Genomic DNA, 22913 nt, shown 5'->3' on the forward strand with positions numbered 1-22913 from the left:
CGGGTCGATGCGCAGCGGCGCCGCGACCGCGTGCGCTGGATGCTCAGGACGAGGAAGGGAGCCACTCGTGGTGGAGCGCGCGGTTCGGGAGCCTGCACTGTCGCCGGCGCCGGCGGTGGTCGTGGGCATCGACGGCTCGCGGTCGGCGATCGACGCCGCCACCTGGGCAGCCCGGGAGGCGGACCGGCGGGGCGCCGTGCTGCGTCTGATCGAGGTCGTCGAGTGGCAGGCCGACGCCACCGACCATCCCGAGGCGGCCGATGCCGCCGAGCGCAGCCGGTCGCTGCGCCGTCACGCAGCCCGTCGGCACGTCGATCGAGCGGCCGAGCACGCCGGGTTCCTGGTGCCCGAAGCCCGGATCATCCGGCAGGTGATCGAGGGCGCCCCGGCGGATGTACTCGGCCGGGCCTCGGACGAGGCGGACCTGGTGGTCATCGGCGGTCCGGTCGGCGGGTGGTCCGGGACGTTGCTCGGCCTGGCGCTCGCCGCCCGCAGCAGCTGCCCGCTGGTGTTCGTGGAGCACATCGGTCACTCCCGGCCGGACGGCCCCGTCGTCGTCGGGGTCGACGGGTCGCCGGGCGGCGACGCCGCGTTGCGTGTCGCGCTGCACGAGGCCCGCGAACGCGAGGTCCCGCTGGAGATCGTGCACGCCTGGAGCGACACTCCGCTCGATCCGAGCCTGACGCCGAGCGTGGACTTCGCCGCCTTCGCCCCGGACGTCCGGGCCGCGCTCGACGAACGGGTGGCACCGTGGGTCGGCGCGTTCCCCGAGGTGGAGGTCCGGCACGCCATCGCCCGGGACCGGCCCGAGGCCATGCTCGCCGAGGCGTCGCAGGGAGCCCACCTGCTCGTGGTGGGTGGCAGTGGACGGCACGAGCACGTCGGGTTGGCGCTCGGCGAGGTCGCACGCCGCGTCGTGCTGCTCGCGCACTGCCCCGTCGCAGTGGTCGGGCCGCGCTGGCGCGGTCCGGGCGGGGGCGCCAGGGCGGGTTCCGCCGACCCCGCCGGCGCCGCTCCGGGCGCGGCCGGCACCGCCGGATGAGTGCGGGGCGGGGGCACGAGGAAGCAAGGACTCATGGAGCACAGCAAGATGGTGGAGCTCAGGTTGACGGCCGAGGAGGCGGAGACGGTCTACGAGGTCGTCACCGCTCACCTCGGGCGGATGTCGATGGAGATCGCGGACACGGACAACCCGCGGTACCGGAGTCATCTCCGTGAGCGGCGGGAGATCCTGATCCGGCTCCGCGACAGCCTGGCGATCGCCGTCGATTGACGACGGAGGAGAGGTAGCCGGACCGGAGGGCGGCTCAGGGGCCGGCGAGCAGCCGGATCCAGCCGGCCAGATCGGCCAGGCCTTCGTAGTCGTCCTCCTCGATCCTCCGCCCGGCCCGCTCGGAGACGCCGACGACCAGGTTGCGGAAGTCCAAGGAGTCGAGCCCGAGGGTCTCCCGCAGGTCGTCCTCGGGGCGGAGTCCGTCGAGCTCGGGGCCCGGCGCGATCCCGCGCAGGACGTCGACGACCAGCGCGCGCGCACGGTCCTCGGTCAGGGTGGTGAGCGCGGTCGGGTCGGTCATGTCGGCACCTCGATGTCAGTCTCGGCGGATCGGGCGCCTGGATCGGGCAGCCAGGTGCGCGGTCGGCCACGGTGCACCGTGCGCCGGCTCGTGCGGCAGGGCCGGAGGGCCTGGTCGAGTCGAACCGTGCGTCGGCTGCGGCCGTGACCGGCCGAGCCGCTCCCGGACACAGGGGTCCCGGCCCTTCGGTGCGGCTCTCCCTCGTGAGCGGGGACGTTCGCCCCTGATCGCCGCCCTCCAGCCTTTCTAGCGTCAGGAGGACGGCGAAGGAGGAGCCATGCGCGCGTGCACGCCCTCGACCGACAGGGAGCGCGTGCACTGGCCGGTGCCACTGGAGGCGCTGGGCGGGCAGGGCCGGCCGTGACCGACCCCGCGCGGGCCCAGGACGACTGGACGCTGGTCCTCGACGGGTTCGACCCCGCCGACGAGGGCCGGCGCGAGGCGCTGTGCACTCTCGGCAACGGCTACCAGGCGGTGCGGGGTGCTGTGCCGGAGAGGGAGGCAGGCGGCGCGCACTATCCGGGCACCTACGCCGCCGGCTTCTTCAACCGGCTCCGCGACGAGGTCGGCAACGCGGTCGTCGAGACCGAGAGCATGGTCAACCTCCCCAACTGGCTGATGCTGCGCGTGGCGGTCGAGGGAGTGTGGATCGACCCGCTCGACCCCACACACCTGCTGGAACACCGGGTCACGCTCGACATGCGGCGCGGGCTGCTCAGCCGGGTCCTGCGCTTCGCCGACGCCGCGGGCCGGCGCACCGCGATGCGCCAGCGCCGGTTCGTCCACATGGGCTGCCGGCACCTCGCCGGGCTGCAGACCGTCGTCACGCCCGAGAACTGGTCGGGGCGCCTGCGCGTGCGGTCGGGCCTCGACGGCAGGGTCACCAACTCCGGCGTGGCCCGGTACCGGGACATGGCCGGGCGGCACCTCCGGACAACGACCACGGACGAGATCGACCCGGAGACCCTGCTGCTCGTCGCCCGGACCACCCAGTCCGAGCTGCTGGTCGCCGAGGCGGCCCGGACCCGGGTCGAGGGCGGCGAGGGCGTCAGGCCCGGCCGCCGCACGGTGCGCGAGCGCAGCCGGATCTCCCACGATCTGGAGCTGGAGGTCACCGAGGGCCGCGCGGTGACCGTGGAGAAGATCGTCGCCCTCGTCACCTCCCGGGACGTCGCGGTGTCCCACCCCGCGCTGACCGCCGTGGAGCAGCTCGGGGAGGCGCCGTGCTTCCAGGCCCTCCTGACCGGCCACGAGCTGGCCTGGGACCAGCTCTGGCGGCGGTTCCGCGTCGACCTGTCCGACGGCCGCGGTCCCGCGACGACCGAGACCCTCCGCACGCTCCGGCTCGGGCTGTTCCACGTGCTCCAGACCGTGTCGCCGCACGACCTCGATCTCGACGCCGGGATCCCGGCGCGGGGCCTGCACGGCGAGGCCTACCGCGGGCACGTGTTCTGGGACGAGCTGTTCGTGCTGCCACTGCTGACCCTGCGGATGCCGCAGCTGGCGAGGGCGCTCCTGCACTACCGGGTCCGCCGTCTCGACGCCGCCCGCCGTGCCGCCCGGCTGGTCGGGCACCGGGGCGCGATGTTCCCCTGGCAGTCGGGGAGCGACGGCCGCGAGGAGAGCCAGCGGGTCCACCTCAACCCCCGCTCGGGTCGGTGGCTGCCCGACACCAGCCACCTGCAGCGGCACGTCGGCCTCGCGGTCGCCTACGACGTGTGGCAGTACTACCAGGCCACGGGCGACCTGGACTTCCTCACCGGCCACGGCGCCGAGGTGGTGCTGGAGGTCGCCCGCTTCTTCGCCGACCTCGCCCGGCACGACCCGGCGATGGATCGTTACCGGATCCGCGGGGTGATGGGGCCGGACGAGTACTCGACCCGGTACCCCGGTGCCGCTGAGCCCGGCATCGACGACAACGCCTACACCAACGTCATGGCGGTCTGGCTGTGGCACCGGGCCCGCGACACCCTCGCCGCGCTGCCCAGCACCCGGCGCGCCGAGCTCATCGGTCGCCTCGGGCTGACCCCGGCGGAGCTGCTGCACTGGGAGGACCTGTGTCGGCGGATGTACGTGCCCTTCCGGGACGACGGCGTCCTCGAGCAGTTCCACGGGGCGAGCCGGCTCGCCGAGCTCGACTGGGCGAACTACCGGCGGCGCTACGGGGACCTGCAGCGGCTCGACCGGATCCTGGAGGCCGAGGGCCGCTCCGTCGACGACTACCAGGCCACCAAGCAGGCCGACGCCCTCATGCTCTTCTACCTGCTGTCGGCCGACGAGCTGCGTGAACTGCTCGGCGGGATGGGCTACGCACTTCCGCCGGAGGCGATCCCACGCACCATCGACCACCACCTCGCGCGCACCGTGCACGGCTCCACCCTGAGCGCCCTCGTGCACGCCTGGGTGCTCGCCCGTGCACACCGCGAGGACGCGCTCGACCACTTCGAGCGGGCCCTCAGCAGTGACCTGGCCGATGTCCAGGGCGGCACCACGGCCGAGGGCGTGCACCTGGGTGCGATGGCCGGGTCGGTCGACCTGCTGCAGCGATGCTTCGCGGGCCTGGAGACCCGGGCGGGCGCGCTCTGGTTCAACCCCCACTGGCCCGAGCGGTTCGGGGTCCTGGAGTTCTCGGTGGAGTACCGGGGAGTCACCCTCGACGTCCGGGTCAGCGGCCGGGAGGTCCGGGTCGCCGCCGCGCCGGGACCCGGCACGCCCGTTCGTGTGGGGTGCGGGGACGACGTCCGGCTCCTGCGCACGGGCGAAGCGCTCCGCTTCGTCGCTGCATCAGGTGCGGCCGGCCGACCGGCGATCCCCGAACCTGTGATCGCGCCCGTCGAGGACGGTCGACCTCAGCCGATCGGACGGGACGGGGCGATCGGACGACCGCGTCGCAGTCCGTGATCTTCGGCACCGGCCGTCAGCGGCGCCGGGCGAGACCGCCGTCGTCGATGCGCCAGGTCAGGTGGGATGCCACGTCCACGACGCCGTCGAGACGGCGGACGAGGCGCTCGGCCGCCTCGGCGGTGCTGCGCTCGCCGAGCTCGCCCGACAGGGTGACCACGCCGTCGACCACCTCGACCTCCACCGCCGTCGGGTCCTGCCAGAGCAGGTGGACCAGGACCTCGCCGAGGATGTCGGCGCGGATGTCGTCGTCCGAGCGCAGGAACGCGCGCAGCAGGTCGGTGCGGCTGACGACGCCCACCAGATGCCGGCCGTCGGTGTCGAGCACAGGCAGCCGCTTGACGCCGTGCCGGGTCATCAGCCGCGCGGCACGGGCGAGGGGGACGTCGGCGACGGTGGTCACCACCTTGGTGGTCATCACGTGGCCGACGGTGTCGCCGGTGCGGTGCCGGAGATCGTCGCGGCGGGCCGGGAACTCCCACCAGTGCGCGTCCCGGGGGAGCTGCGCGACCTGTGTCAGGAGCAGGTCACGCTCTGAGACCACTCCGACGAGGCGGTCGTCCTCATCGAGCACGGGCATCCCGCTGACGCGCCGGTCGTGCAGGACGCGCGCGGCCTCCTTGAGCGGCATCGCGGGCCGGGCGAGGACCACGTCCCTCGTCATGACGTCGCCGACGGTCAGGTTCTTCATGACCCGAGGATCGCCCCGGCACTGGCGCGGGGGCAGGTGCGCGGGTCCTGAGCGGGCAGGGCCCCTCGTCGCCGGTGGGAGGGTCGAGCGGCTGCGGGGGCCGGTCCAGGTCTGCAACCGGACCGGGCGCATCCTTCGGCGGGCCGGCAGGCTGGGCGTGCGGACCCCGCCATGTCGGACCGGCGGAGCACCGGGACCTTCGGCCGGACCGTCGGCGCGATGGCGGTGCGGCCGTCCCGAACGATCGGTGGCGTCCGGCGCGTGGCCGGCGGACCTTGTGCCCTGCCCGATGCGTCGGCGTCGCCGGAACCTTTCGGTATGAACGCAGTGCTGGACGGCCGGGCCGACCTGGCCGGGCCGGAGGCGGGCGACGACGGAATCGGCGGAACCGCCGGCGCCGGGGACGAGGAGCACGTCCTCGCGGCCCTGTACGGGGACGAGGCCGAGTTCGACGCCGACGTCGACGCGGCGCTGCTCGAGCGGCCGAACCTTCGGGTGACCTCGACCGGCCGGAACACGGACGACATGTCGCAGATCGCCGGCCGGGCGGTCGCGCGCGGAGGGACGGCCCGGAATGCGCGCCGATGAAGACACCAGCCCGTCCCGGCCGGAGCCCCGCGCTCGCCGGCTTCCCCGCCGCCGGTCCGACCGCGTCGCCGACCTGGCCGCCTGGACTGTGTGTGTCGCGGTCCTGGTGGTGCTGGGCGCTGCGGTCGTGATCGGGCTGCGGGTGCACGACGGCCTGTCCGAGCGGGTGACCGCGGAGGCCCGTGACCGCACCCGCATCACCGCGGTCCTGGCCGAGGACGTCCCCGTCCTGCCCGAGGGCGGTGGTCGCATCCCGGCCGACGTGCGTTGGACGGGCCCCGACGGGGTCGAGCGCGTCGGCCGCGTCGAAGTGCACGGACCCAAGCAGGCCGGAGACCCGGTGGCCGCCTGGGTCACCACCGACGGCCGTGTCGTGCGGGCCCCGCTGACCACCACCGAGGCCTTCTTCGTCACGTTCGCGACGGCGGGCACCGTCCTGCTGGTCGGCGAGTTCGTGGTGGCCGCGCTCGGACACCTGGCGTTCCTCGGGGTCGGCCGGTTGCATGCCGCCGAATGGGAGCGGGAGTGGGCCGAGGTCGAGCCGCGGTGGCGGAGCACCCGGTGAGCACGGGCGCCGCGGGGCTTCGGGCCGACGACGTGATGAGCAGTCCCGTCATCACCGTGCGGACGGGCACCCCCGTCGCTCCGGCGGCTGCGTTGCTGGCCGCGCACGGTTTCACCGCGGCGCCGGTGGTCGACGAGAACGGGCGGCTGCTCGGCATCGTGACCGAGGCCGACCTGGTCCGCGATCGGTTCCGGCCGGAGGGATGGCCCGAGCGACGCACTCCTGAGGTCGTCGACGAGGTCATGTCCGGGACGCCGGCGATGATGCGCCCGGAGGACGACCTCGCCGACGTCGTGTCGCTCATGCTGAGCGCGCACGTGCGGTCCGTGCCCATTGTCGACGACGGTGATCTGGTCGGCATCGTCACTCGCCGGGACGCCCTGCGGGTCATCGCACGTGAGGAGCACAGCGCCGAGGAGGTCCGCCGCCGGCGTGACCTGCCGGAGCGTCCGGCCCGGCATGTCGGGTCACCACGCGGGCGGATCGTCGTGGGTGACGACGGGTCGCCCGGTGCGGCTGCCGCACTCCGCTTCGCACTGCGTGAGGCGGCCCGGCGGGGAGCAGGGGTCGAGGTGGTGTCCGCCTTCACGGTGCCGGCGCCCTGGCCGGTCGTGTACGGCGTGCCGCAGGTCCCCACACCCCGCGGGATGGCGACGGAGATCGAACGCGAGTTGCGCATCAGGGCGGCTGCGGCCGCCGACGAGCTGCGGGCCGAGCAGGACGGCCGGGTCCCCGGGATCGTGGTGCGGGCCGTGCCGGGGGAACCGGGGCACGTGTTGAGCGCCGCGTCGGTGGGCGCGGACCTGCTCGTGGTGGGCTCGCGCGGCCGCGGAGCCGGGGCGAGCCTGTTGCTCGGGTCGGTGGGGCTGCACTGCGTGCTGCACGCGCCCAGCACCGTCACCGTGGTGCCGTCAGCCGGCCGGTCCGGCGGGACCGCCGTGCCCGTGTCCGACGAGGAGCCTGCCGAGGTGAGGTGATGACCGTGCTGCGGAGGACCTTGGTCGCGGAGGTCATGACGAGAGACGTCGAGGCGGTCGGCCCCGACGCCCCGGTCGCCGAGATCGTCGCCGCGCTCCGTCGCCGCGGAGTCCGCGCCCTGCCCGTGGTCGAGGGGGAGTACCTGCTCGGTGTCGTCTCCGAGGCGGACGTGCTCCGCCTGGCCGAGCACGACGACGTGGAGCGACCCGTGGTCCATCGACGGCGCCGGTGGCGGCACCGGGAGGAGATCGCGACGCACGCCCACGCCCGCGACCTGATGACGTCGGATGTCGTCACCGTCGCACCGGAGACCGGTGTGAGGGAGGCGGCGCGCCTCATGGCGGAGCACCGGTTGGGCTGGCTCCCCGTGGTCGACGGACCCCCGGGGGACCTCGGGGGCCGGCCCGTGCGGCTCTGCGGCGTGCTGGGACGCGCCGACCTGCTGCGGGTGTTCGAACGCCCGGACGACGACCTGGCCCGCGAGGTCCGCGACGAGGTCCTCGGCCGCATCCTGCTGATCGACCCCGGCCGGGTGGACGTGACGGTCTCCGGCGGCGTGGTGACGCTCGAGGGGCGGGTGCCGACGCACGCCGACGCCGTCGTGGCCGTCGCCCTGACCCACCGGCTCGAGGGCGTGGTCGACGTGGTCGACCGTCTCGGGCACGACGTGGACGAGCGCACCGTCGATCCGAAGACCCTCTAGCATTCCGGCGGCTGCGTGGGGACCGTGGCCGGACCCGGTGTCGGCGCCCGGGAGAAGGCGCGCCACGAGCCCGAGCAGGTCGGCGACGCGCCGGTCGACGATCGTGCGCAGCAGCTGCCGGCCGAACCTGCCGCGCCGTCGACGCCCACACGGACGCGCATGGCGGTTCCTGCCCGAAGCGGAACACCGCAGACCACAGGGTGCCGCACTCGATGGGCGCGGCACCCTGTGTCCGCTGCGATCAGGAGCTGCTGACCGGGATGGTCGTCGGCTTCTTCGCCTCGGGCTTGGGTGGCATCGGGACGCGGACCTCGAGGATCCCGTCCTTGTAGCTCGCGGTGATGTCGCCCTCGCTCACGCCCTCCGGCAGCGGGAGGGTACGTGTCATGGAGCCGTAGCGGATCTCGTGACGGGTGTAGCCCTTGTCCTCGCGGTCCTGCTCGATGCGGCGCTCGGCCTTGATTCGCAGCATGCCCTCGGCGGCGGTGATCTCGACGTCCTTCGTCGGGTCGATGCCGGGGAGGTCGGCCTTGATCACCTGCGTGTCGCCGTCGCGGTACTCGTCGACGCGGATCAGCTCCTCGCCGGTCCAGTCCAGCCCGAACGGGCGGCGCACCGGCAGCGATCGGAACCACTCGTCGAACAGGCGGTCCATGCGGCTGAACGGTGCGACGTCGGTGCCCTTGTCGCGGCGCGACATCATGCTCATGGGAGATCCTCTCCTCGTCGGTCCCGTGGAGTCCGTCCTCTCTGGCGGGACACCGTCCACACTCCGCCGGCGTTGCGCACGTGCGCAGGGCCGTCCGTCCCGGGCCGGGACGCCGGACGGCCCCGACCGGGAAGGCCGGGCCAGGGGTCCCGTCGAGCGCGGGCGGAGGTCCCGGCTGCGGGAGGTCCCGGCCGGGTCCGCCGGGCCGGAGCGGGCGGGCGTCCACCGGCTGGTCGGGGGCCGGTAGGGCCGGACGCCCCTGGTCCGCAGGCGCGCATCCGGTGCCGCAGTGTGCCGCCGTGCCCTGTCCCCGACCGGATAGGCGGTGCGAACCTGAGGGACACGGCGTGGGGACGAGGGGGAAGATCGTGGCGGACTCCGAGAAGGGCGCGGGCGAGCGCCCGGTCGTGGTGGGCGTCGACGCGACGCCCTCGGCGCAGGACGCCGCCACCTGGGCAGCCGAGGTCGCGGACGCCCGCGGTGCGCCGCTCCGCCTGGTGCTCGTCGGGCCGGACGCCTCCGTGCCCGGCTGGTTGACCGCCCTGGCGGCGACCCTGAGCGCGGACGCCGATGTGGTCCCGGGACCGGGTGGGCCGGAGGCCGTCGCGGACGCTCTGCTGACGCGGGCCGGCGGCGCCGCTCTGCTCGTGGTGGGCAGCTACGGCACGGGGAGTTCGTCGGGGATGCTGGCCGGCAGTGCCGCCCTGCGGCTGGCGGGCGCCTCGCCGTGCCCGCTCGCCGTCGTGCGTGGTCCCGCGTCCGACCGGACCCCGCCGACGGCCGGGCCGGTCGTGGTCGGGGTCGACGGGACCGCGAGCGGGGACGACGCCCTGGACCTCGCCGCCGATCTCGCCCGCGACCTCGCCGCACCCCTGCTGGTGGTGCACGTGTGGTCCGACGTCGTCGCCGGAGCCGGCGGCGGTGCGCATCGCCGCCCGGAGGACTGGTCGGAGCTGGCCGCGCAGGGCGAGGCCGTGGCAGCCGGCGCTCGGCGGCGGGTCCTCGCGCGCGTCCCGGGCCTCGACGTCGATGTGCGCTCGGTGGAGGGCACGGCGCTGCGCACGCTGATGGACCTCGCCGAGTCGGCTCGGATGATCGTCGCGGCTCCCCGCTCCGCATCCCGGGCCCCCCGGGCCGACGACGGCGTGCTGCTCGGGTCGACCAGCCGCGGGCTGGTCGGTTTCGCTCCCTGCCCGGTCGTGCTCGCGCCGGTCGCGGTGCCCGCGGGAACCTCCTGAGCCCCTGCCGCGCGACTCGGTCACGCCGCCGGTGGACCACCGTCCGGTACGGACCCCGGGGGCCGGGCCGCACCGCTCGTCGCGGCCCGGTAGGCGGCCACCGCCGTCGGCAGGGTCGGGTAGAGCCGCTCCCGGGGAATCGTCTCCAGCACCCCGCCGGCCGCGAGGTCCTCGACCAGCTCGCGTTTCGCCCGGGCGACCGCGACGACGACACCACGGCCGGTGAGTTCGCGCGCGAGCCCGCAGAGCATGTCGGCCGCGGTCACGTCGAGCTCCGTGACCGCCTCGAGGTCCAGCAGCACCCAGCGGGCGGAGGCCGTGTCCTCGGTCGCGGCGAGCACGCTGCTGCGGAAGTCGTCGGCATTGGCGAAGAAGAGTGGCGCGTCATAGCGGTGCACGACCAGTCCGGGGACCTGCTCGGTGCCGGGTAGGTCGCCGACGTCGTGCATTCCGGGGATGCCGGGGGCGAAGCCGAGGACGGCCGAGTGCGGCCGGGCGATCCGGCGGACCAGGTCGAGTAGGGACAGCCCGATGGCCACGAGCACCCCGTACAGCACACCCAGGGCGAGGACCGCGGCCACGGTGGCCAGGGCGAGCAGCAGCTCGCTGCGCCGGAAGTGGGCGATCCGGCGGAACTCGTGGACGTCGACCAGGCGCAGGGCGGCGTAGACGACGAGCGCCCCGAGCGCGGCGCGAGGCAGGACCTCGAGCACCCGGCCGCCCGCCAGCAGCACGGCGCCCACGGCGAGCAGGGCCACCACCGAGTGCAGCTGGCTGCGTGCGCCGGTGGCGGCGCCCAGGGCGGTCCGGCTGCCGCTGCTGCTCACCGGGAAGGCGCCCACCAGGCCCGACGCCAGGTTCGCCCCACCGAGTGCGAGCAGCTCCCGGTCGGCGTCGAGCGGGGTGGCCGTGCGGTCCCCGCCGCGATCGGCGAACGCACGCCCGGTCAGGACGACGTCGGTGTAGCCGACCACGGCGACCCCGAGCGCGGGCAGCAGGAGCGACCCGTACTCGGTGGGGGTGATCGCCGGCAGTTCGGGTACGGGAAGACCCGCCGGTACCGCACCGATCGTGGCCACCCCCCGCTCGTCGAGCCGGAACACCGCGACCGCGCCGGCGGCGAGCAGCACGGTTATCAGGGGCACCGGGGCTCGGGGTGCCACGAGCGCTCCCAGCCCGAGGAGCGCGAGCACCGTGAGCCCGACGGCCAGCGTCGGCAGGTGCACCTGATCGAGTCCGGTCGCGAAGGAGACGACCTCCTCGAAGGCCCCGTCGCCCTCGAGGGAGACTCCGGTGAGGGGCTCCAGCTGACTGATGATCATGATGGCGGCGATGCCGGCCAGGTAGCCGACGAGGACCGGCCGTGACAGGAGGTCGGCGAGGAACGCGAGCCGGGCGAGGCGGGCGAGCACGCAGACGACACCGACGACGAGTGCCAGGCCGGCGGCCAGGGCGGCGTAGCGGCCCGGGTCCCCCGCGGCCAGGGGCGCGATCGCAACTGCGGTGAGCAGTGCGGTGGTGGACTCGGGACCGATCGACAACAGGCGCGACGACCCGAGCAGGGGGTACACGACGAGCGCGGCGGCCGCGGCCCAGAGCCCGGCCACGGGAGGGAGGCCCGCCACCACGGCGTAGGCCAACACCTGCGGTACCAGGTACGCGGACACGGTCAGCCCGCCGAGGAGATCACCGCGGAGGGCGGGCCAGCGGCGTCGACGCAGGGCATCGATGCCGGGTGCGAGCCCCGGAGGCGGACGCAGGGCGGCCCGGACCGCCCGTGTCACGGGCGTAGCAGGACCGAAGCCAGAGGCCGGCGTGGCGTGGGCACGAGCGGCGGGGCGCCCGGCAGGGGAACCCCCAGCCGGATCACGATCTGCGGCTGGTCGGGAACGCCCAACGCCACGCGCAGCCGCCTGCGTGCGACCGGCTGCTCGACGGCCTGGCTGAGCGGGGCGGTGGCCAGCCCGACACGGGTGGCGTGCAGCAGCACCGCGCTGGTCGCCTCGCCCGCCGCGAGCCGGGCCGCGGTGTCGTCCTCCGGTGTGCCGAGGACCATGAGTGTTCCGCCGTCGGGTCCGGTGTCCCGGCCGGGGGCCAAGGTCCCGGCGGGGAAACGCTGCAGATGGGGCACGTCCCACTGTCCCGTCCGCACCGGCACCGCGGGGCGGGGGACGCCGTCGTGCGCGTCGGCGTAGCGGTGCGTCCAGATCAGCAGCTCGGCGAGGTAGCCGGGCTCGTGCCGCTGCTCGCGAGCGGCGAACCGCAGGACCTCGTTCATCCGCTGCAGGACCCTGGGATCGGTGACCGGGTGTGCGAAGACCCCGAAGCCCCGGGCCCGGTCGACGAGGCCGGTCAGCCGGGCCGCGGGCACGGGCTCGGCGGAGTAGCGGCGGCGGTCGGTGTGCCGGCGGGCGATCTGGCCGAACAGCGCGGCCGCGGAGCGGTCCGGCGGCCCGTCGACCACCCGCACCGTGGCCAGGTGCCCGGAGTTCTCCGGATCGGGCAGGACGTCGACCTCGACGGCGACCCCCAGCCCTGCCAGCGCCACGCGCAGGTGGTGCAGCGCGGCGCCGCAGCTGATGACGAGGTCGCGGCGGTCGGGATCGGTCCCCGGAAGGTGCCGCGCCGGGTCGGTGTGCAGCTCCACCTCCGTCCGCCGCAGGCGCCAGCGCCAGGGTTGGGTGTTGTGCACCGACGGCGCCCGCAGGGCGAGCCGGAGGGCTCGCTCGAGGACGGCGGTGTCGACCTGGGTGGACATCTCGGCTCCTTCGCCCCCGTCGCTGTGCGTCCAGCCTGTGCTCGTCCACGCTCCGTCGTGAGAGCCCGCGGACCCGGCGCCGGCAGGCCTTCCGCCCTCGAACTCCCCACTGCAGGTCCCGCGCCGACGTCCTTCGGAAAGCCTGCCCGGGGCGCCGGGATCCACGTCCCGTCGCGCCGGGCCCTTCGGCACTCCCCGCCGGGCCGGAGAGCCGGATGTGGACCAACGATCCGGCGGGGGACCGTGGGTCCGGAACTCCGGGTCGTCCGGAGAGACGTCCTGAGGAGGGACCATGAGCAGTGACGTCGGTCGAGCAGTGGTCGTCGGCGTGGACGGTTCGGACTCCGCGCTCGACGCCACGCGATGGGCTGCCGCCGAGGCGGCGCGCCGGGGCTGCGGGCTCCGCCTCGTGGCCGCCGTCGCACACACGATGTTCCGCCCGATCGGTGTCCCGCAGCTCGGCCAGGAATACCAGCGCCGGGTGTGGGAGCGTGCGGCCGAGGAGCACCTGACCGCCGCCGTGGCCGCGGCCCAGGACGTCGCTGCCGGTGTCGACGTGCAGCAGGAGGTGCGAGCCGGTGAGGCGCGGATGGTGCTGCACTCGGAGTCGGAGCGCGCGGCGCTCGTCGTGCTCGGGAGCCGGGGCCGCGGCGGATTCACCGGTCTGCTCCTCGGGTCGGTGGCCATCTCCGTGGCGGCCGGTGCGGCCTGCCCGGTGGTCGTGGTGCGCGGAACGCGCGCCCCGGGCGGCCCGGTCGTGGTGGGGGTCGACGGCCACGGTGCGGCGGACGAGCCGGCGCTCCTCCTGGCCTTCGAGGAGGCGGCGTTGCGGGGCGCCCCGCTGGTCGCGGTGCACACCTGGAGCGGGGCGGTGCTCGATCCGTTCCTCGTCCCGACCCTGGACCCCAAGGCGGTCCTGGCCGAGGAGGAACAGCTGCTCGAGGAGCGGGTCGCCCCGTGGCGCGGCAAGTACCCGGCGGTCGAGGTGCGTCTTGCGGTCGCCTTCGACGGCGCCGCACGGGAGCTCGTGACCCATTCGGAGGGTGCGGGCCTGGTCGTCGTCGGGTCCCGGGGGCTCGGCTCGTTCAGTGGTCTGGCGATGGGCTCGGTGAGCCAGGCCGTGTTGCACCACGCCGCCTGCCCGGTTGCCGTGGTCCGCCCCGACGCGGCCGACCACCGCTGAGGCCGGAGAGGGGACGCGAGGATGAACCAGAGGCACCCCGGCGGCCCTGTCGTCGTCGGCGTGGACGAGTCGGAGTCGGCGCGCGACGCGGTGCGCTGGGCCGCCGACGAGGCGGACCTGCGTCGCGTGCCGCTGCGCGTCGTCCTCGCCTTCGCCCCGATCCCGGCCGGCCACATCGGCAATCCGGGGCTCGGCACCGCCTACCGCCACACCATGGCGGAGGAGGCCCGCGCTGTCCTGGACGCCGCCGCCGAGCTGGCCCGGAAGGTGGCTCCAGGTGTGGCCGTCGAGTCCGAGCTGGCGCAGGGCTTCCCCGTTCCCGTGCTGCTCGACGAGTCGGACCACGCGCAGCTGACCGTGGTCGGCAGCCGGGGGCTGGGCGGCTTCACAGGCCTGCTCCTCGGTTCGGTCGCAGGGGCCCTGGCGTCCCGGGGCGGGTCGCCGGTGCTGGTGGTCCGAGGTGATCGGGACGAGCGGACCGAGCCCCGGGCGGGCGAGCCCGAATCTCGACCGGTCGTCGTCGGGATCGACGGGTCGCCGACCAGCGAAGCCGCGGTGGCGCTGGCCTTCGAGGAGGCCGCGCTCCGTCGGGCGCCGCTGGTGGCGGTGCACACCTGGCTCGACGACATGCTCGAGCCGACCCTCGCCCCGGTGATCGACTGGGAGTCCCTGGAGGCCGAGGAACGCGCCCTGCTCGCCCAGCGACTGGCCGGCTGGTCGGAGAAGCACCCCGACGTGGAGGTCCGCCGGCTGGTGGAGCGGGACCGGCCGGCCCGGGCGCTGCTGGCGGAGACGTTGCAGGCGCAGCTGGTGGTCGTCGGGTCGCGAGGGCGCGGGAACGCCACCGGCCTGCTGCTCGGCTCGGTGAGCCATGCGCTGCTGCACCACTCGCACTGCCCGGTGCTGATCGCTCGCCCGGACCGGACGGAGAAGGGCCGATGAGCCGTCCGGGCAACGGGGTCGTGGTCGCCGGGATTGACGGATCCGACCTCGCCGCGGAGGCCGCCCGATGGGCCGCGGCGTCCGCCGCACGGCACCACTGCACGCTCAGGCTCGTCCGTGCCTACCGGCTGCCGCACGCGTCACCGCTCGAGGCGGTGGAGCGCATGCGGCACCACGCCGAGCGGCACCTCTGGTTCGCCGCCCGGGTGGCCCGAGGCGTCGCGCCGGAGATCACGGTGGAGCATGCCGTCGTCGAGGGCGACCCGGCCGAGGTCCTCACGGCCGAGTCCGCCACGTCGCGGATGCTGGTGGTCGGCACCCGCGGAGTGGGTGGCTTCGCCGGCCTGCTCGTCGGCTCGGTCGGCGATGCGCTCGCCCGGTCGGCGACGTGCCCCCTCGTGGTGGTCCGCGGCCCGGTCGAGTCCGACGCTGCGTTAGCCGACCACGACCGGGTGCGCCCGGTCGTCGTGGGCGTGGACGGCTCCCCGGCGGGTGAGGCCGCTCTCGCGTTCGCCTACGCAGAGGCCGACGTCTGGTCAGCACCGTTGGTTGCAGTGCACTCCTGGCTCGAATACCTGGAGGACCCGGGAGGGATCACGCTGTCCGAGCTCGGCATGATCGAGCAGGAGGAGCGCGAGGTGCTCGTCGAGCGGCTCGCGGGGTGGGGCGCGAAGTACCCCGGTGTCCGCGTGTCGCGGGAGCTGGTGCACGGCTCGGCGTCGGGAGCGCTGACCGCACGTTCGGTGAACGCGCGCCTCGTGGTCGTCGGCTCGTTCGGCCGCGGCGGTGTCGGCCGCGTCCTGCTCGGCTCGACGAGCAGGGCCCTGCTCCACCACGCGCACAGTCCCGTCGCCGTCGTGCGACCGGACACCGCCGCGACCCGCTCGGACCGCCGGGAGGAGACCCGATGACACCGGCGGTGTCGTCGCCCGGCTGATCCGCCCCTCCCGGCGCTCAGCCCCCCGCGACGTGGCCGAGACGGATCCCGGAGAAGTCGACGGCCACGCCGTCGGGGCGGACCGAGCCGATGTGCACGCGGGCGAAGTCGCGCACCTGTCCGTCCGCGTCGACGGTACCGATGCGGACCCCGCTGTCGTCGACGACGATCGAGGTCGAGGGGCTTCTGGTCATGGTCGCTCCGGTCGGTCTCGAGTTGATTTCGCCAGGTCCTCGTCGAGGGCCTCAGATGGTGCGGGGGCGCTCGCGGTCGTGTGTTCGATCATGAGTGCTCGAGACCCTCCACCTGGTCGGCCAGCGACCGCCGGGGCGACTCCGGAACGGCCTCGCCGACCGGCGCCCAACCGACGCGCAGGACGATCTGCGGGCACAGCGTGCCGTCGAGGACCTGGTCGCGGACGAGAGCGCGGGTGCCGGCGAGTTCGAGGGGCTCGGACAACGGGCAGGTGGCCAGCCCGAAGGTGGTGGCCCTCAGCAGCACCGCGCTCATGGCCTCGCCGGCGCGCAGCTGGGAGAGCCGGTCGTCGGACGACGTGCCGAGCACGAGCAGGGTGGCGCCGTCGACGGGCGCGCTGCTCTCGGACATCGCCCCGGCGGCGAAATGCCGCGGCGGTACGCCGCCTCCGGAGTCCCCCGGGACCGGCACGGCGCTCACGGGCACACCGTCGTCCGAGCTCTGCAGGCCCGACCACAGCGCCAGCTCGGTGTCGTAGCCGGGGACCGCCGCGTGCTCGGTGGCGGCGGTCTGCACGGCCAGCGCCAGGGTGTTCAGGGCGCGGCCCTCCGGCACCACGCGCAGCAGCGCCCCGCGTTCGGCGGCGCGTGCGACCAGGTCGGCGAGGTGCTCCTCCGGGACCGGCCAGTCCGTGTAGCGGCGGCGGTCGGTGCGGCGCTTCGTGATGGCCGCGACCGCGTTGATCTCGGACTCCTCGCCGGCCCTCCGGCCGGTGTCCGTCACACCGAGGTGGACGGTCGCGAGCAGGTCGGGCCGCTCGGGGTCCGGCATCCGGACCACGGTGGCCGGTACCTCCAGTCCGCGGAGCGCGACCTGGAGGTGGTGCAGCGCGGCGCCGCAGCTCAGGACGAGGTCACGGCCGTCGGTGTCGGTGAGCGGGAGCCACCGGGTCAGGTCGGCGTAGAGGTCCACGCGGCCGTCGTCGACCCGCCACCGCCAGGGCTGGGAGTTGTGGACGGAGGGAGCCCGGGCTGCCAGTGCGAGTGCCGCCCGCACGGTGCCGAGGTCGACTCGGGTCGTCGTCATGATCGGTCCTTCGACGGTGTCGGGTGCGTCCGGTCCCATCCAGCCAGAGCGGGAGCGCCGGCCCCAGGTGTCGCTGGTCGTCGCCGTGGGGGACTTGGGTCCCCGCTCCGGCGGGTCCTGCGGTGCGGAAGACCCTCGCTCACCCCGCGGCCTCCTCCCACACCCGGGCGGCCTGCGCCACACTGCGCGCCAGGGGGCGGTCGGTGCGGACGACCACCGCGTCGGGCCAGGGGTCCGCCACGATCGCCATCCGTTCCGCGACGGCGACGGTCACGTCGGAGACCGATCTCCGGCGGGAGCGGATCCGCTCGGCCGCCACGGCTGCGGGCGCAGCACAGCACAGCGCGACCGTCTCGGCGTCGGCCGCGCGGGCGGCCTCGGCGGCCCGTTCCCGCAGGCCGGCGGCGGTCCACGAGGCGTCGAGGACGACGGACTCGCCGAGGGCCAGCAGCTCGGCCGCCCGGTGCAGCAGCTCGGCGTAGACGTCGGTGGTGTGGGCGGGGTCGTAGAGCCCGGTCCCGAACTCGGCCGCCGCGGACGTCGTGGGGTCGAGCCCCGCGCGTTCCTTGCGCAGCCGGTCGCTGGACAGCAGCACCGCACCGGCCCGGTCGGCCAGCGCGCCGGCCAGGGTGGACTTGCCGGTACCCGGCAGACCGCCGACGAGGGCGAGCCGGGGTGCGCCGCGCCGCAGGTGTGCGGTGGCCAGGGCGAGGTGGGTGCGGGCGTCCTCGGCCGCGCGGGCGTCGCCGTTCTGCGCCCAGCGCAGGCAGGCGACCTTGGCCCGGACGCCGGCCCGGTAGGCGACGTAATGATGGGCGAGGGCTGCGGGGGCCGGGTCGCCGGCGAACTCGGCGTAATCGGCGAGGAACCGTGCCGCCGCGCCGTCGGCTCCCAGGCGTTCGAGGTCCATCGCGAGGAACGCGGCGTCGTCGAGCCCGTCGACGTACCGGAGGCGGTCGTCGAAGTCGAGGCAGTCGAGGACGCGGGGCCCGTCGTCGAGGCAGAAGACGTCGTCGGCGATGAGATCCCCGTGACCGTCGACCACCCGGTCCGTGCGGCGGGCGAACAGCGGGCCGCGCCCGTCGAGGAAGCGGAACGCGAGCCGCCGGACGGCGTCGAGCTCCGCGCCCGCCAGCGGCGCATCCCGGTACGGCTCCATCTCGTCGAGGTTGCGCCGCCACCGCTCCCGCAGGGCGTCGCGGCCGCCTTCCACGGCGACGGTCGCCGACCGGTGGGCGCCCGCGTGGAAGGCGGCGAGCAGCCGGGCGACCTGCCGGAGATCGTCCGACAGGTCGTCGCCCCGAGCGAGCGACGTCGAGAGCCGGCGGTCGTCGGGCATGCGTCGCATGACCAGGACCGGCTCGTCGCAGCCCGGGCCGGTCAGCGCCGCAGCGCCCAGGTACACGTCGGGTGCGAGGCGACGGTTCAACTCGAGCTCGCGAACGATCGCCGCCCGCCGCAGGCCCGGGGTGGAGAAGTCGCAGAAGGCGGTGCGCACCGGCTTCTTCACCTTGTAGGCGCGCTCGCCGACCAGGACGACCACGCCGACGTGGGTCTCCCGGACGGCGGACGCGGGCCAGGGGGACGACGTCACCGTGCCTCGTCGAACGACTCGGCCCCGGGAACGGCGACGAGCACCGGGCAGCCCGCCAACCGGATCGCCGTCCGTGTGATCGAGCCGAGCAGGTGCCGGTGCTTCCGACCGGGCCCGACGACGAGCAGGCCCGCCGAGCCCGAGTGCGCCACCACGGCCTCGTACGGCCGTTCCCGGACCACCTCGACGGAGGAGACCACTCCGGGCTCGGCCAGGGCGAGGGTCCGCAGCACCCGTTCGAGCGCGTCCCGCGCGTCGGCGCCCTCGGAGGCGTTGTGCGCCGCGTGGACGACCTCGAGGAGAACCCCTCGGCGGGCCGCGGCGTGGTGCGCCTGGGTGAGCACACCCAGGTCCGCCACGGGATCACCGACCGCCGCGACCACGGGGCCCCCGGGATCGCCGGTGCGGGGAACGACGACCACCGGTCCGTGGGCCCGGGACACGAGCTCCAGGGCGAGCGAGCCGACCAGCGCGTCCCCGGCATGGCCGGTGCCGGCGAGCCCGAGGACGAGCAGTCCGCCCAGTCGAGCCGTCTGCCGGGAGGTCTCCACCAGGGCGGCAAGCGGGTCCTGGTCGAGAAGGACGGTGTGCGCAGGCACGTCCGGAGCATGGCGGTGCGCGACCGTGTACGCCCGGGCAAGAATCCTCGAGGCATGAGCGCGCAGTGAGCCGGCGGAGCCGGCGGCGTACGGCGCGGCGTGCACGAGGGTGAGGGAGCCGCCTCGGGCGGCGGCCTCGTCGGCCGCCCACCGGGCGGCCCGCAGGCCGGCATCCGTGCCGTCGACGGCGACGGTCACCCCGTTCCGTTCGGCCGTCGGCCGGCCGCCGGGATGCGGTGCTGTCGTGGGGGCGGTCATGACGGGTCCTCCCGAATCGGGTTCTCGGCGTCGAACAGCAGCTCGGGCACCTGCCGGCGGGGGGTGCCGGGCACCGGCCAGCCGTGCCCGATGCGCAGGACGACCTGCGGCGGGCGGGCGCCGCTGATCAGTCGGCGCATCTGCTCGCGGACGTCGGGCACCTCCACGAGCTGCGAGAGGAAGGACGACGCGAGCCCGTCGGCGGTGGCGGTCAGCAGGACGCGTTCCATGGCCTGGCCCGCACGGATCTCCTCACGTGGCCCGTCGCCGTGCACGCTCAGGACCGCGATCAGCGGATCCGCCTCGTACTCGTGGTCCGAACCGGTGCCGCCGCTGAAGTCGCGCATGACCCAGGCCGCGTTGGGCCAGGGCACGGGACCGGCCGCCGACAGCGGCACGCCGTCCGGGTGTCCCTGCTCGCGCGCGGTCCACCGGTCGAGCTCGGCGACGAAGGCGGGATCGGCGATCTGACGTTCGTGGGCGCGCCGCGCGAGGAGGCTGAGCGCGGCCCGATGGCCGGGGTCGGTCACGAGGTCGAGCCAGGCGCCCTCGTCGAGCGCGGCGCGGCGCAGAGCGTGCCGAGCCATGTTGGCGACCGCGGCCGTGGCGAAGGGGCGGCGGTTCGTGCGGCGATGGGGCACTGCCGCCAGCAGTCGGCGCTCCGCCGGGGTCGGCGGGCGGCCACCGCCGCGTCGCACGACGGCGATCAGTTCGGGTTCCAGGGGGTTCGGCAACACCGTGACGAGCGGTCGGACCCCGTGCCCGGTCAGGGCGAGCCGCAGGTTGAACAGGGCGGCGCCGCAGGCGAGGCGCATCTCCCGCCCGGACGGATCGGCGACGCGCAGGCGGCGCTCCGGGTCGGCGTGCAGCTCGATGCCATCGGCGGTGATGCGGAAGCGCCACGGCTGAGAGTTGTGCAACGAGGGCGCAAGGGCCGCCGCGTGCAGGACGTCCTGCAGCTCGGGCCCGGTCAGGCCTAGTCCGCCCCGCGTTTCGATCATCACCACGGCCCGCCGTCCCTCCTGTGCCGGGACGAGCCTCCGGCAGGTCGGTCGGCGCGGCCAGCGACGAAGGTCCCTGCAGGTCGGGGTGTTCGGCCTCGGCAGGCGGGACCAGCGCAACGGTGCCGCGCGGCGGTCGGCGTGACACCGTTCCGCTCGTGGACCACGCGACGGTGATCTCCGAGCAGGACGTGCGGGCGGGCCCCGTCTCGGGTGTGCTCGCCGGGCTGCGCCTCGACGAGTTGCTCGGCGAGGTGCAGGAGCGGCTGGGCCAGATCGTCGTCGCCCGGGATCGGATGCAGGGCCTGCTCGATGCCGTGCTCGCGGTTGCGGCGGGGCTGGAACTGGAGACGACCCTGCGCCGCATCGTGCAGTCCGCCGTGGACCTCGTCGACGCCCGCTACGGAGCGCTCGGAGTGCTGGCCCCGGACGGCTCGATCGCGCGGTTCATCGACGTCGGCTTGGCGCCAGGAGTGCGCGACACGCTCGGACCGTCGCCCACCGGGAAGGGCCTGCTCGGTCAACTGATCCTCGATCCCGAGCCCCTGCGGCTGGCCGACCTGTCCGCGCATCCGGCGTCCGTCGGCTTCCCCGCCGATCATCCGCCGATGCACAGCTTCCTCGGCGTCCCGGTGCGCGTGCGGGACTCGATCTACGGCAACCTCTACCTGACCGAGAAGATCGGCGGCGGTGAGTTCACCGCCGACGACGAGGTGGTCCTGCAGGCCCTCGCCGCCGCGGCCGGCATCGCGGTGCAGAACGCCGACCTGTTCGAACAGGGCCGGGTCAGGCAGCTGTGGCTCGAGGCGCTCGGCGAGGTGCGGGCGGAGGTGCTGGCCGGCACGTCGGACACCGAGGTCCTCCGGTTGGTGGCGACCCGCACGCTCGAACTGACCGGGTCAGCCGCGGCGCTCGTGCTGCTCGGTCCGGATGAGGACGGCTGTTTCCGGCTCGCGAGCACCGCAGGCGCGGCTCTCGGCCTGCCCACCGGGGCCTTCCGCCCGGGCGCCGACCTCGAGGAGGTGGCCGAGAGCCGCAACCCGGCCCTGGCCGGGTCCCCGGCCGCCTTCTTCGACGGCCTCGGCGCCGGCGTGGTCGGCAGATTCGGTCCGTCCGTGGCTGCGCCCCTGCGCCCGGGGGAGCGGGTGATCGGAGTGCTGATAAGCATGCGGGAGGCGGACGCCGAGCCCTACCTGCCGTCGGCTGTCCCGCTGTTGACCTCGTTCGCCGAGCAGGCGGCACTGGCCCTGGACCTCGCGGAGAAGTCGCGGGCGCAGCGGCAGCTCGACGTGTTCGCCGATCGTGACCGGATCGCCCGGGACCTGCACGACCACGTCATCCAGCGGCTCTATGCCACCGGGTTGAAGCTGCAGAGCACGGTCCGTCGCGCAGCGCAGACGGAGGTGCAGGAGCGGATCCAGCAGGCCGTCGACGAGCTCGACGAGACCGTCCGCGAGATCCGGACCTCGATCTTCGACCTGCACACTGCCGACCAGGACGACGCCAGTCTCCGGCGCCGGCTGCTCGACACGGTCGAGGACGCGGTGGCGGACTCGGGCATGGCGTCGTCGGTGCGCACGTCGGGTCCCGTCGACACCCTGGTACCGACCGACCTGGTGCCGCACGTGCTGGCGGCGGTGCGGGAGGGCACGAGCAACGCCGTGCGGCATTCCGGCGGCCGCACGGTCACGGTCACCGTGGAGGCGGCCGACCATCTCGTGCTGCAGATCGTCGACGACGGCACCGGGTTTCCCGACGACGTCGCCCGGAGCGGGCTGCGCAATCTCGCCGAGCGCGCCGAGGAGCTGGCCGGATCGCTCGAGGTCCGCCGCCGCCCGGGCGGCGGCACCAGGTTGACCTGGCGCGTTCCGCTTCCCGACGTCGCCGGACCCAGCGCGGTGGGCAACGGGTGAGCGCGCGTGAGCGCGGTCAGCGCGAGGCCCGCCGCCGCTTCCTGGCGTACACAGCGGCCTCCGTCCGGCGCGAGAAGCCGAACTTGTGCAGCAACGAGGAGACATGGTTCTTGACCGTCTTCTCCGCGAGGTAGAGCTCGGCGCCGATCTGCCGGTTGGTCAGGCCGTCGGCGATCAGATCCAGGATGGCGACGTTCCTGCGGCGACAAGGCCGCGTAGCGCGGGTCGTCCTCCTCACGCCCGCGGCGCAGCCGGTCGAGGACCAGGGCGGTCGCCGCGACCATCGCGGCGATGCCGGGTCGGCGAGCACGAGGCCGCGGTCCGGGCCGGGCCCCCGAGCGGCTGGCGTTCCTCGGCGTGCTCGTCGAGCTCACCCGCAACGACACCACCGACGGCGAGATCACGGCGCCCGGCGCCGCCGTCCGCACCCTCGTCGTCCCCGCTCGCGAGGACCTCGAGAACGCCCCGCGGCACCCGGGGCGTCGAGATGATTCGGGGCG

General features: G+C 74.8%; 22 protein-coding genes and 1 pseudogene. 12 read left to right on the forward strand and 11 right to left on the reverse strand.

The features are described 5' to 3' along the window. Positions 1–67 precede the first annotated feature (67 nt). Both PKE99_RS03280 and PKE99_RS03285 read left to right on the forward strand, forming a co-directional pair. Complete coding sequence (locus PKE99_RS03280; protein ID WP_051736643.1) at positions 68–1042, forward strand: universal stress protein; 975 nt, start codon at positions 68–70, stop codon at positions 1040–1042. Positions 1043–1075: 33 nt separating this feature from the next. Continuing rightward, positions 1076–1273, forward strand: coding sequence for a hypothetical protein (locus PKE99_RS03285; RefSeq protein WP_037039762.1), 198 nt, complete (start codon positions 1076–1078; stop codon positions 1271–1273). 34 nt (positions 1274–1307) lie between these two features. Here the strand turns inward: PKE99_RS03285 and PKE99_RS03290 are convergent, their stop codons facing one another. After that, positions 1308–1574: an acyl carrier protein gene (locus tag PKE99_RS03290; RefSeq protein ID WP_051736644.1), complete on the reverse strand. Its 267-nt coding sequence runs from the start codon at positions 1572–1574 to the stop codon at positions 1308–1310. A gap of 360 nt (positions 1575–1934) precedes the next feature. On the opposite strand from PKE99_RS03290, the gene PKE99_RS03295 reads away from it, so the two are divergent. Further along, entirely contained in the window at positions 1935–4475 is a 2541-nt protein-coding gene (locus PKE99_RS03295; RefSeq protein ID WP_051736645.1) for a glycoside hydrolase family 65 protein, read from the forward strand. 16 nt (positions 4476–4491) lie between these two features. Here the strand turns inward: PKE99_RS03295 and PKE99_RS03300 are convergent, their stop codons facing one another. Then, positions 4492–5166 carry a CBS domain-containing protein gene (locus PKE99_RS03300; protein WP_037039765.1) on the reverse strand — a complete coding sequence of 225 codons (675 nt, stop codon included), beginning with the start codon at positions 5164–5166 and terminating at the stop codon, positions 4492–4494. 318 nt (positions 5167–5484) lie between these two features. Between PKE99_RS03300 and PKE99_RS03305 the strand changes: the two genes are divergently transcribed. Genes PKE99_RS03305 through PKE99_RS03320 form a run of 4 tightly spaced genes read left to right on the forward strand, consistent with a single transcriptional unit; the run spans position 5485 to position 8000 of the window. Beyond that, positions 5485–5754: a hypothetical protein gene (locus tag PKE99_RS03305; RefSeq protein ID WP_156067043.1), complete on the forward strand. Its 270-nt coding sequence runs from the start codon at positions 5485–5487 to the stop codon at positions 5752–5754. Continuing rightward, the gene (locus PKE99_RS03310; RefSeq protein WP_051736646.1) at positions 5741–6319 is read left to right on the forward strand and encodes an Rv1733c family protein; all 579 of its coding nucleotides are present in this window, start codon (positions 5741–5743) and stop codon (positions 6317–6319) included. Before PKE99_RS03305 ends, PKE99_RS03310 begins: the two co-directional genes overlap by 14 nt. After that, a complete protein-coding gene (locus PKE99_RS03315) occupies positions 6316–7296 on the forward strand; it encodes a CBS domain-containing protein (protein ID WP_197040411.1) in 981 nt (326 codons plus the stop codon). The genes PKE99_RS03310 and PKE99_RS03315 overlap by 4 nt, the downstream gene beginning before the upstream one ends. After that, entirely contained in the window at positions 7296–8000 is a 705-nt protein-coding gene (locus PKE99_RS03320; RefSeq protein ID WP_037039770.1) for a CBS domain-containing protein, read from the forward strand. The genes PKE99_RS03315 and PKE99_RS03320 overlap by 1 nt, the downstream gene beginning before the upstream one ends. A gap of 241 nt (positions 8001–8241) precedes the next feature. Here PKE99_RS03320 and PKE99_RS03325 read toward each other — a convergent pair whose 3' ends face one another. Next, positions 8242–8709 (reverse strand): Hsp20/alpha crystallin family protein, encoded by a 468-nt coding sequence (locus tag PKE99_RS03325; protein ID WP_051736648.1) that lies wholly within the window; start codon positions 8707–8709, stop codon positions 8242–8244. A 347-nt stretch (positions 8710–9056) separates the two neighbouring features. Between PKE99_RS03325 and PKE99_RS03330 the strand changes: the two genes are divergently transcribed. Continuing rightward, complete coding sequence (locus tag PKE99_RS03330) at positions 9057–9947, forward strand: universal stress protein (RefSeq protein WP_197040412.1); 891 nt, start codon at positions 9057–9059, stop codon at positions 9945–9947. Between the two features lie 20 nt (positions 9948–9967). Here the strand turns inward: PKE99_RS03330 and PKE99_RS03335 are convergent, their stop codons facing one another. Together PKE99_RS03335 and PKE99_RS03340 are read right to left on the reverse strand one after the other, a co-directional pair. Beyond that, a complete protein-coding gene (locus PKE99_RS03335) occupies positions 9968–11731 on the reverse strand; it encodes a SulP family inorganic anion transporter (protein ID WP_231498016.1) in 1764 nt (587 codons plus the stop codon). Further along, positions 11728–12705 carry an Acg family FMN-binding oxidoreductase gene (locus PKE99_RS03340; protein WP_037039775.1) on the reverse strand — a complete coding sequence of 326 codons (978 nt, stop codon included), beginning with the start codon at positions 12703–12705 and terminating at the stop codon, positions 11728–11730. The genes PKE99_RS03335 and PKE99_RS03340 overlap by 4 nt, the downstream gene beginning before the upstream one ends. A gap of 292 nt (positions 12706–12997) precedes the next feature. Between PKE99_RS03340 and PKE99_RS03345 the strand changes: the two genes are divergently transcribed. The 3 genes from PKE99_RS03345 to PKE99_RS03355 are packed head-to-tail and all read left to right on the forward strand — an operon-like array spanning position 12998 to position 15741. Next, positions 12998–13888: a universal stress protein gene (locus tag PKE99_RS03345; protein ID WP_037039777.1), complete on the forward strand. Its 891-nt coding sequence runs from the start codon at positions 12998–13000 to the stop codon at positions 13886–13888. 21 nt (positions 13889–13909) lie between these two features. After that, a complete protein-coding gene (locus tag PKE99_RS03350) occupies positions 13910–14830 on the forward strand; it encodes a universal stress protein (protein WP_037039780.1) in 921 nt (306 codons plus the stop codon). Continuing rightward, positions 14827–15741, forward strand: coding sequence for a universal stress protein (locus PKE99_RS03355; protein WP_051736649.1), 915 nt, complete (start codon positions 14827–14829; stop codon positions 15739–15741). Before PKE99_RS03350 ends, PKE99_RS03355 begins: the two co-directional genes overlap by 4 nt. A 43-nt stretch (positions 15742–15784) precedes the next feature. Here the strand turns inward: PKE99_RS03355 and PKE99_RS03360 are convergent, their stop codons facing one another. From PKE99_RS03360 to PKE99_RS03380, 5 genes are all read right to left on the reverse strand, one after another. Beyond that, positions 15785–15961: a hypothetical protein gene (locus PKE99_RS03360; protein WP_197040413.1), complete on the reverse strand. Its 177-nt coding sequence runs from the start codon at positions 15959–15961 to the stop codon at positions 15785–15787. Between the two features lie 88 nt (positions 15962–16049). Continuing rightward, positions 16050–17048 (reverse strand): Acg family FMN-binding oxidoreductase, encoded by a 999-nt coding sequence (locus PKE99_RS03365; RefSeq protein WP_037039782.1) that lies wholly within the window; start codon positions 17046–17048, stop codon positions 16050–16052. Between the two features lie 139 nt (positions 17049–17187). After that, positions 17188–18642: a bifunctional aminoglycoside phosphotransferase/ATP-binding protein gene (locus PKE99_RS03370; protein WP_037039783.1), complete on the reverse strand. Its 1455-nt coding sequence runs from the start codon at positions 18640–18642 to the stop codon at positions 17188–17190. After that, entirely contained in the window at positions 18639–19499 is an 861-nt protein-coding gene (locus PKE99_RS03375) for a universal stress protein (RefSeq protein WP_037039785.1), read from the reverse strand. Before PKE99_RS03375 ends, PKE99_RS03370 begins: the two co-directional genes overlap by 4 nt. Then, positions 19496–20500, reverse strand: a complete 1005-nt coding sequence (locus tag PKE99_RS03380) for an Acg family FMN-binding oxidoreductase (protein ID WP_037040289.1) — start codon at positions 20498–20500, stop codon at positions 19496–19498. The genes PKE99_RS03375 and PKE99_RS03380 overlap by 4 nt, the downstream gene beginning before the upstream one ends. 158 nt (positions 20501–20658) lie before the next feature. Here PKE99_RS03380 and PKE99_RS03385 point away from each other — a divergent pair, with 158 nt between their 5' ends. Further along, positions 20659–22413: a GAF domain-containing sensor histidine kinase gene (locus tag PKE99_RS03385; protein ID WP_231498017.1), complete on the forward strand. Its 1755-nt coding sequence runs from the start codon at positions 20659–20661 to the stop codon at positions 22411–22413. A 16-nt stretch (positions 22414–22429) separates the two neighbouring features. Here the strand turns inward: PKE99_RS03385 and PKE99_RS03390 are convergent. Beyond that, positions 22430–22685, reverse strand: a pseudogene (locus PKE99_RS03390) (response regulator transcription factor); the annotation flags it as partial. Positions 22686–22913 lie beyond the last annotated feature (228 nt).

This window comes from Pseudonocardia halophobica, from assembly GCF_027922425.1.
Taxonomy (GTDB): domain Bacteria; phylum Actinomycetota; class Actinomycetes; order Mycobacteriales; family Pseudonocardiaceae; genus Pseudonocardia; species Pseudonocardia halophobica.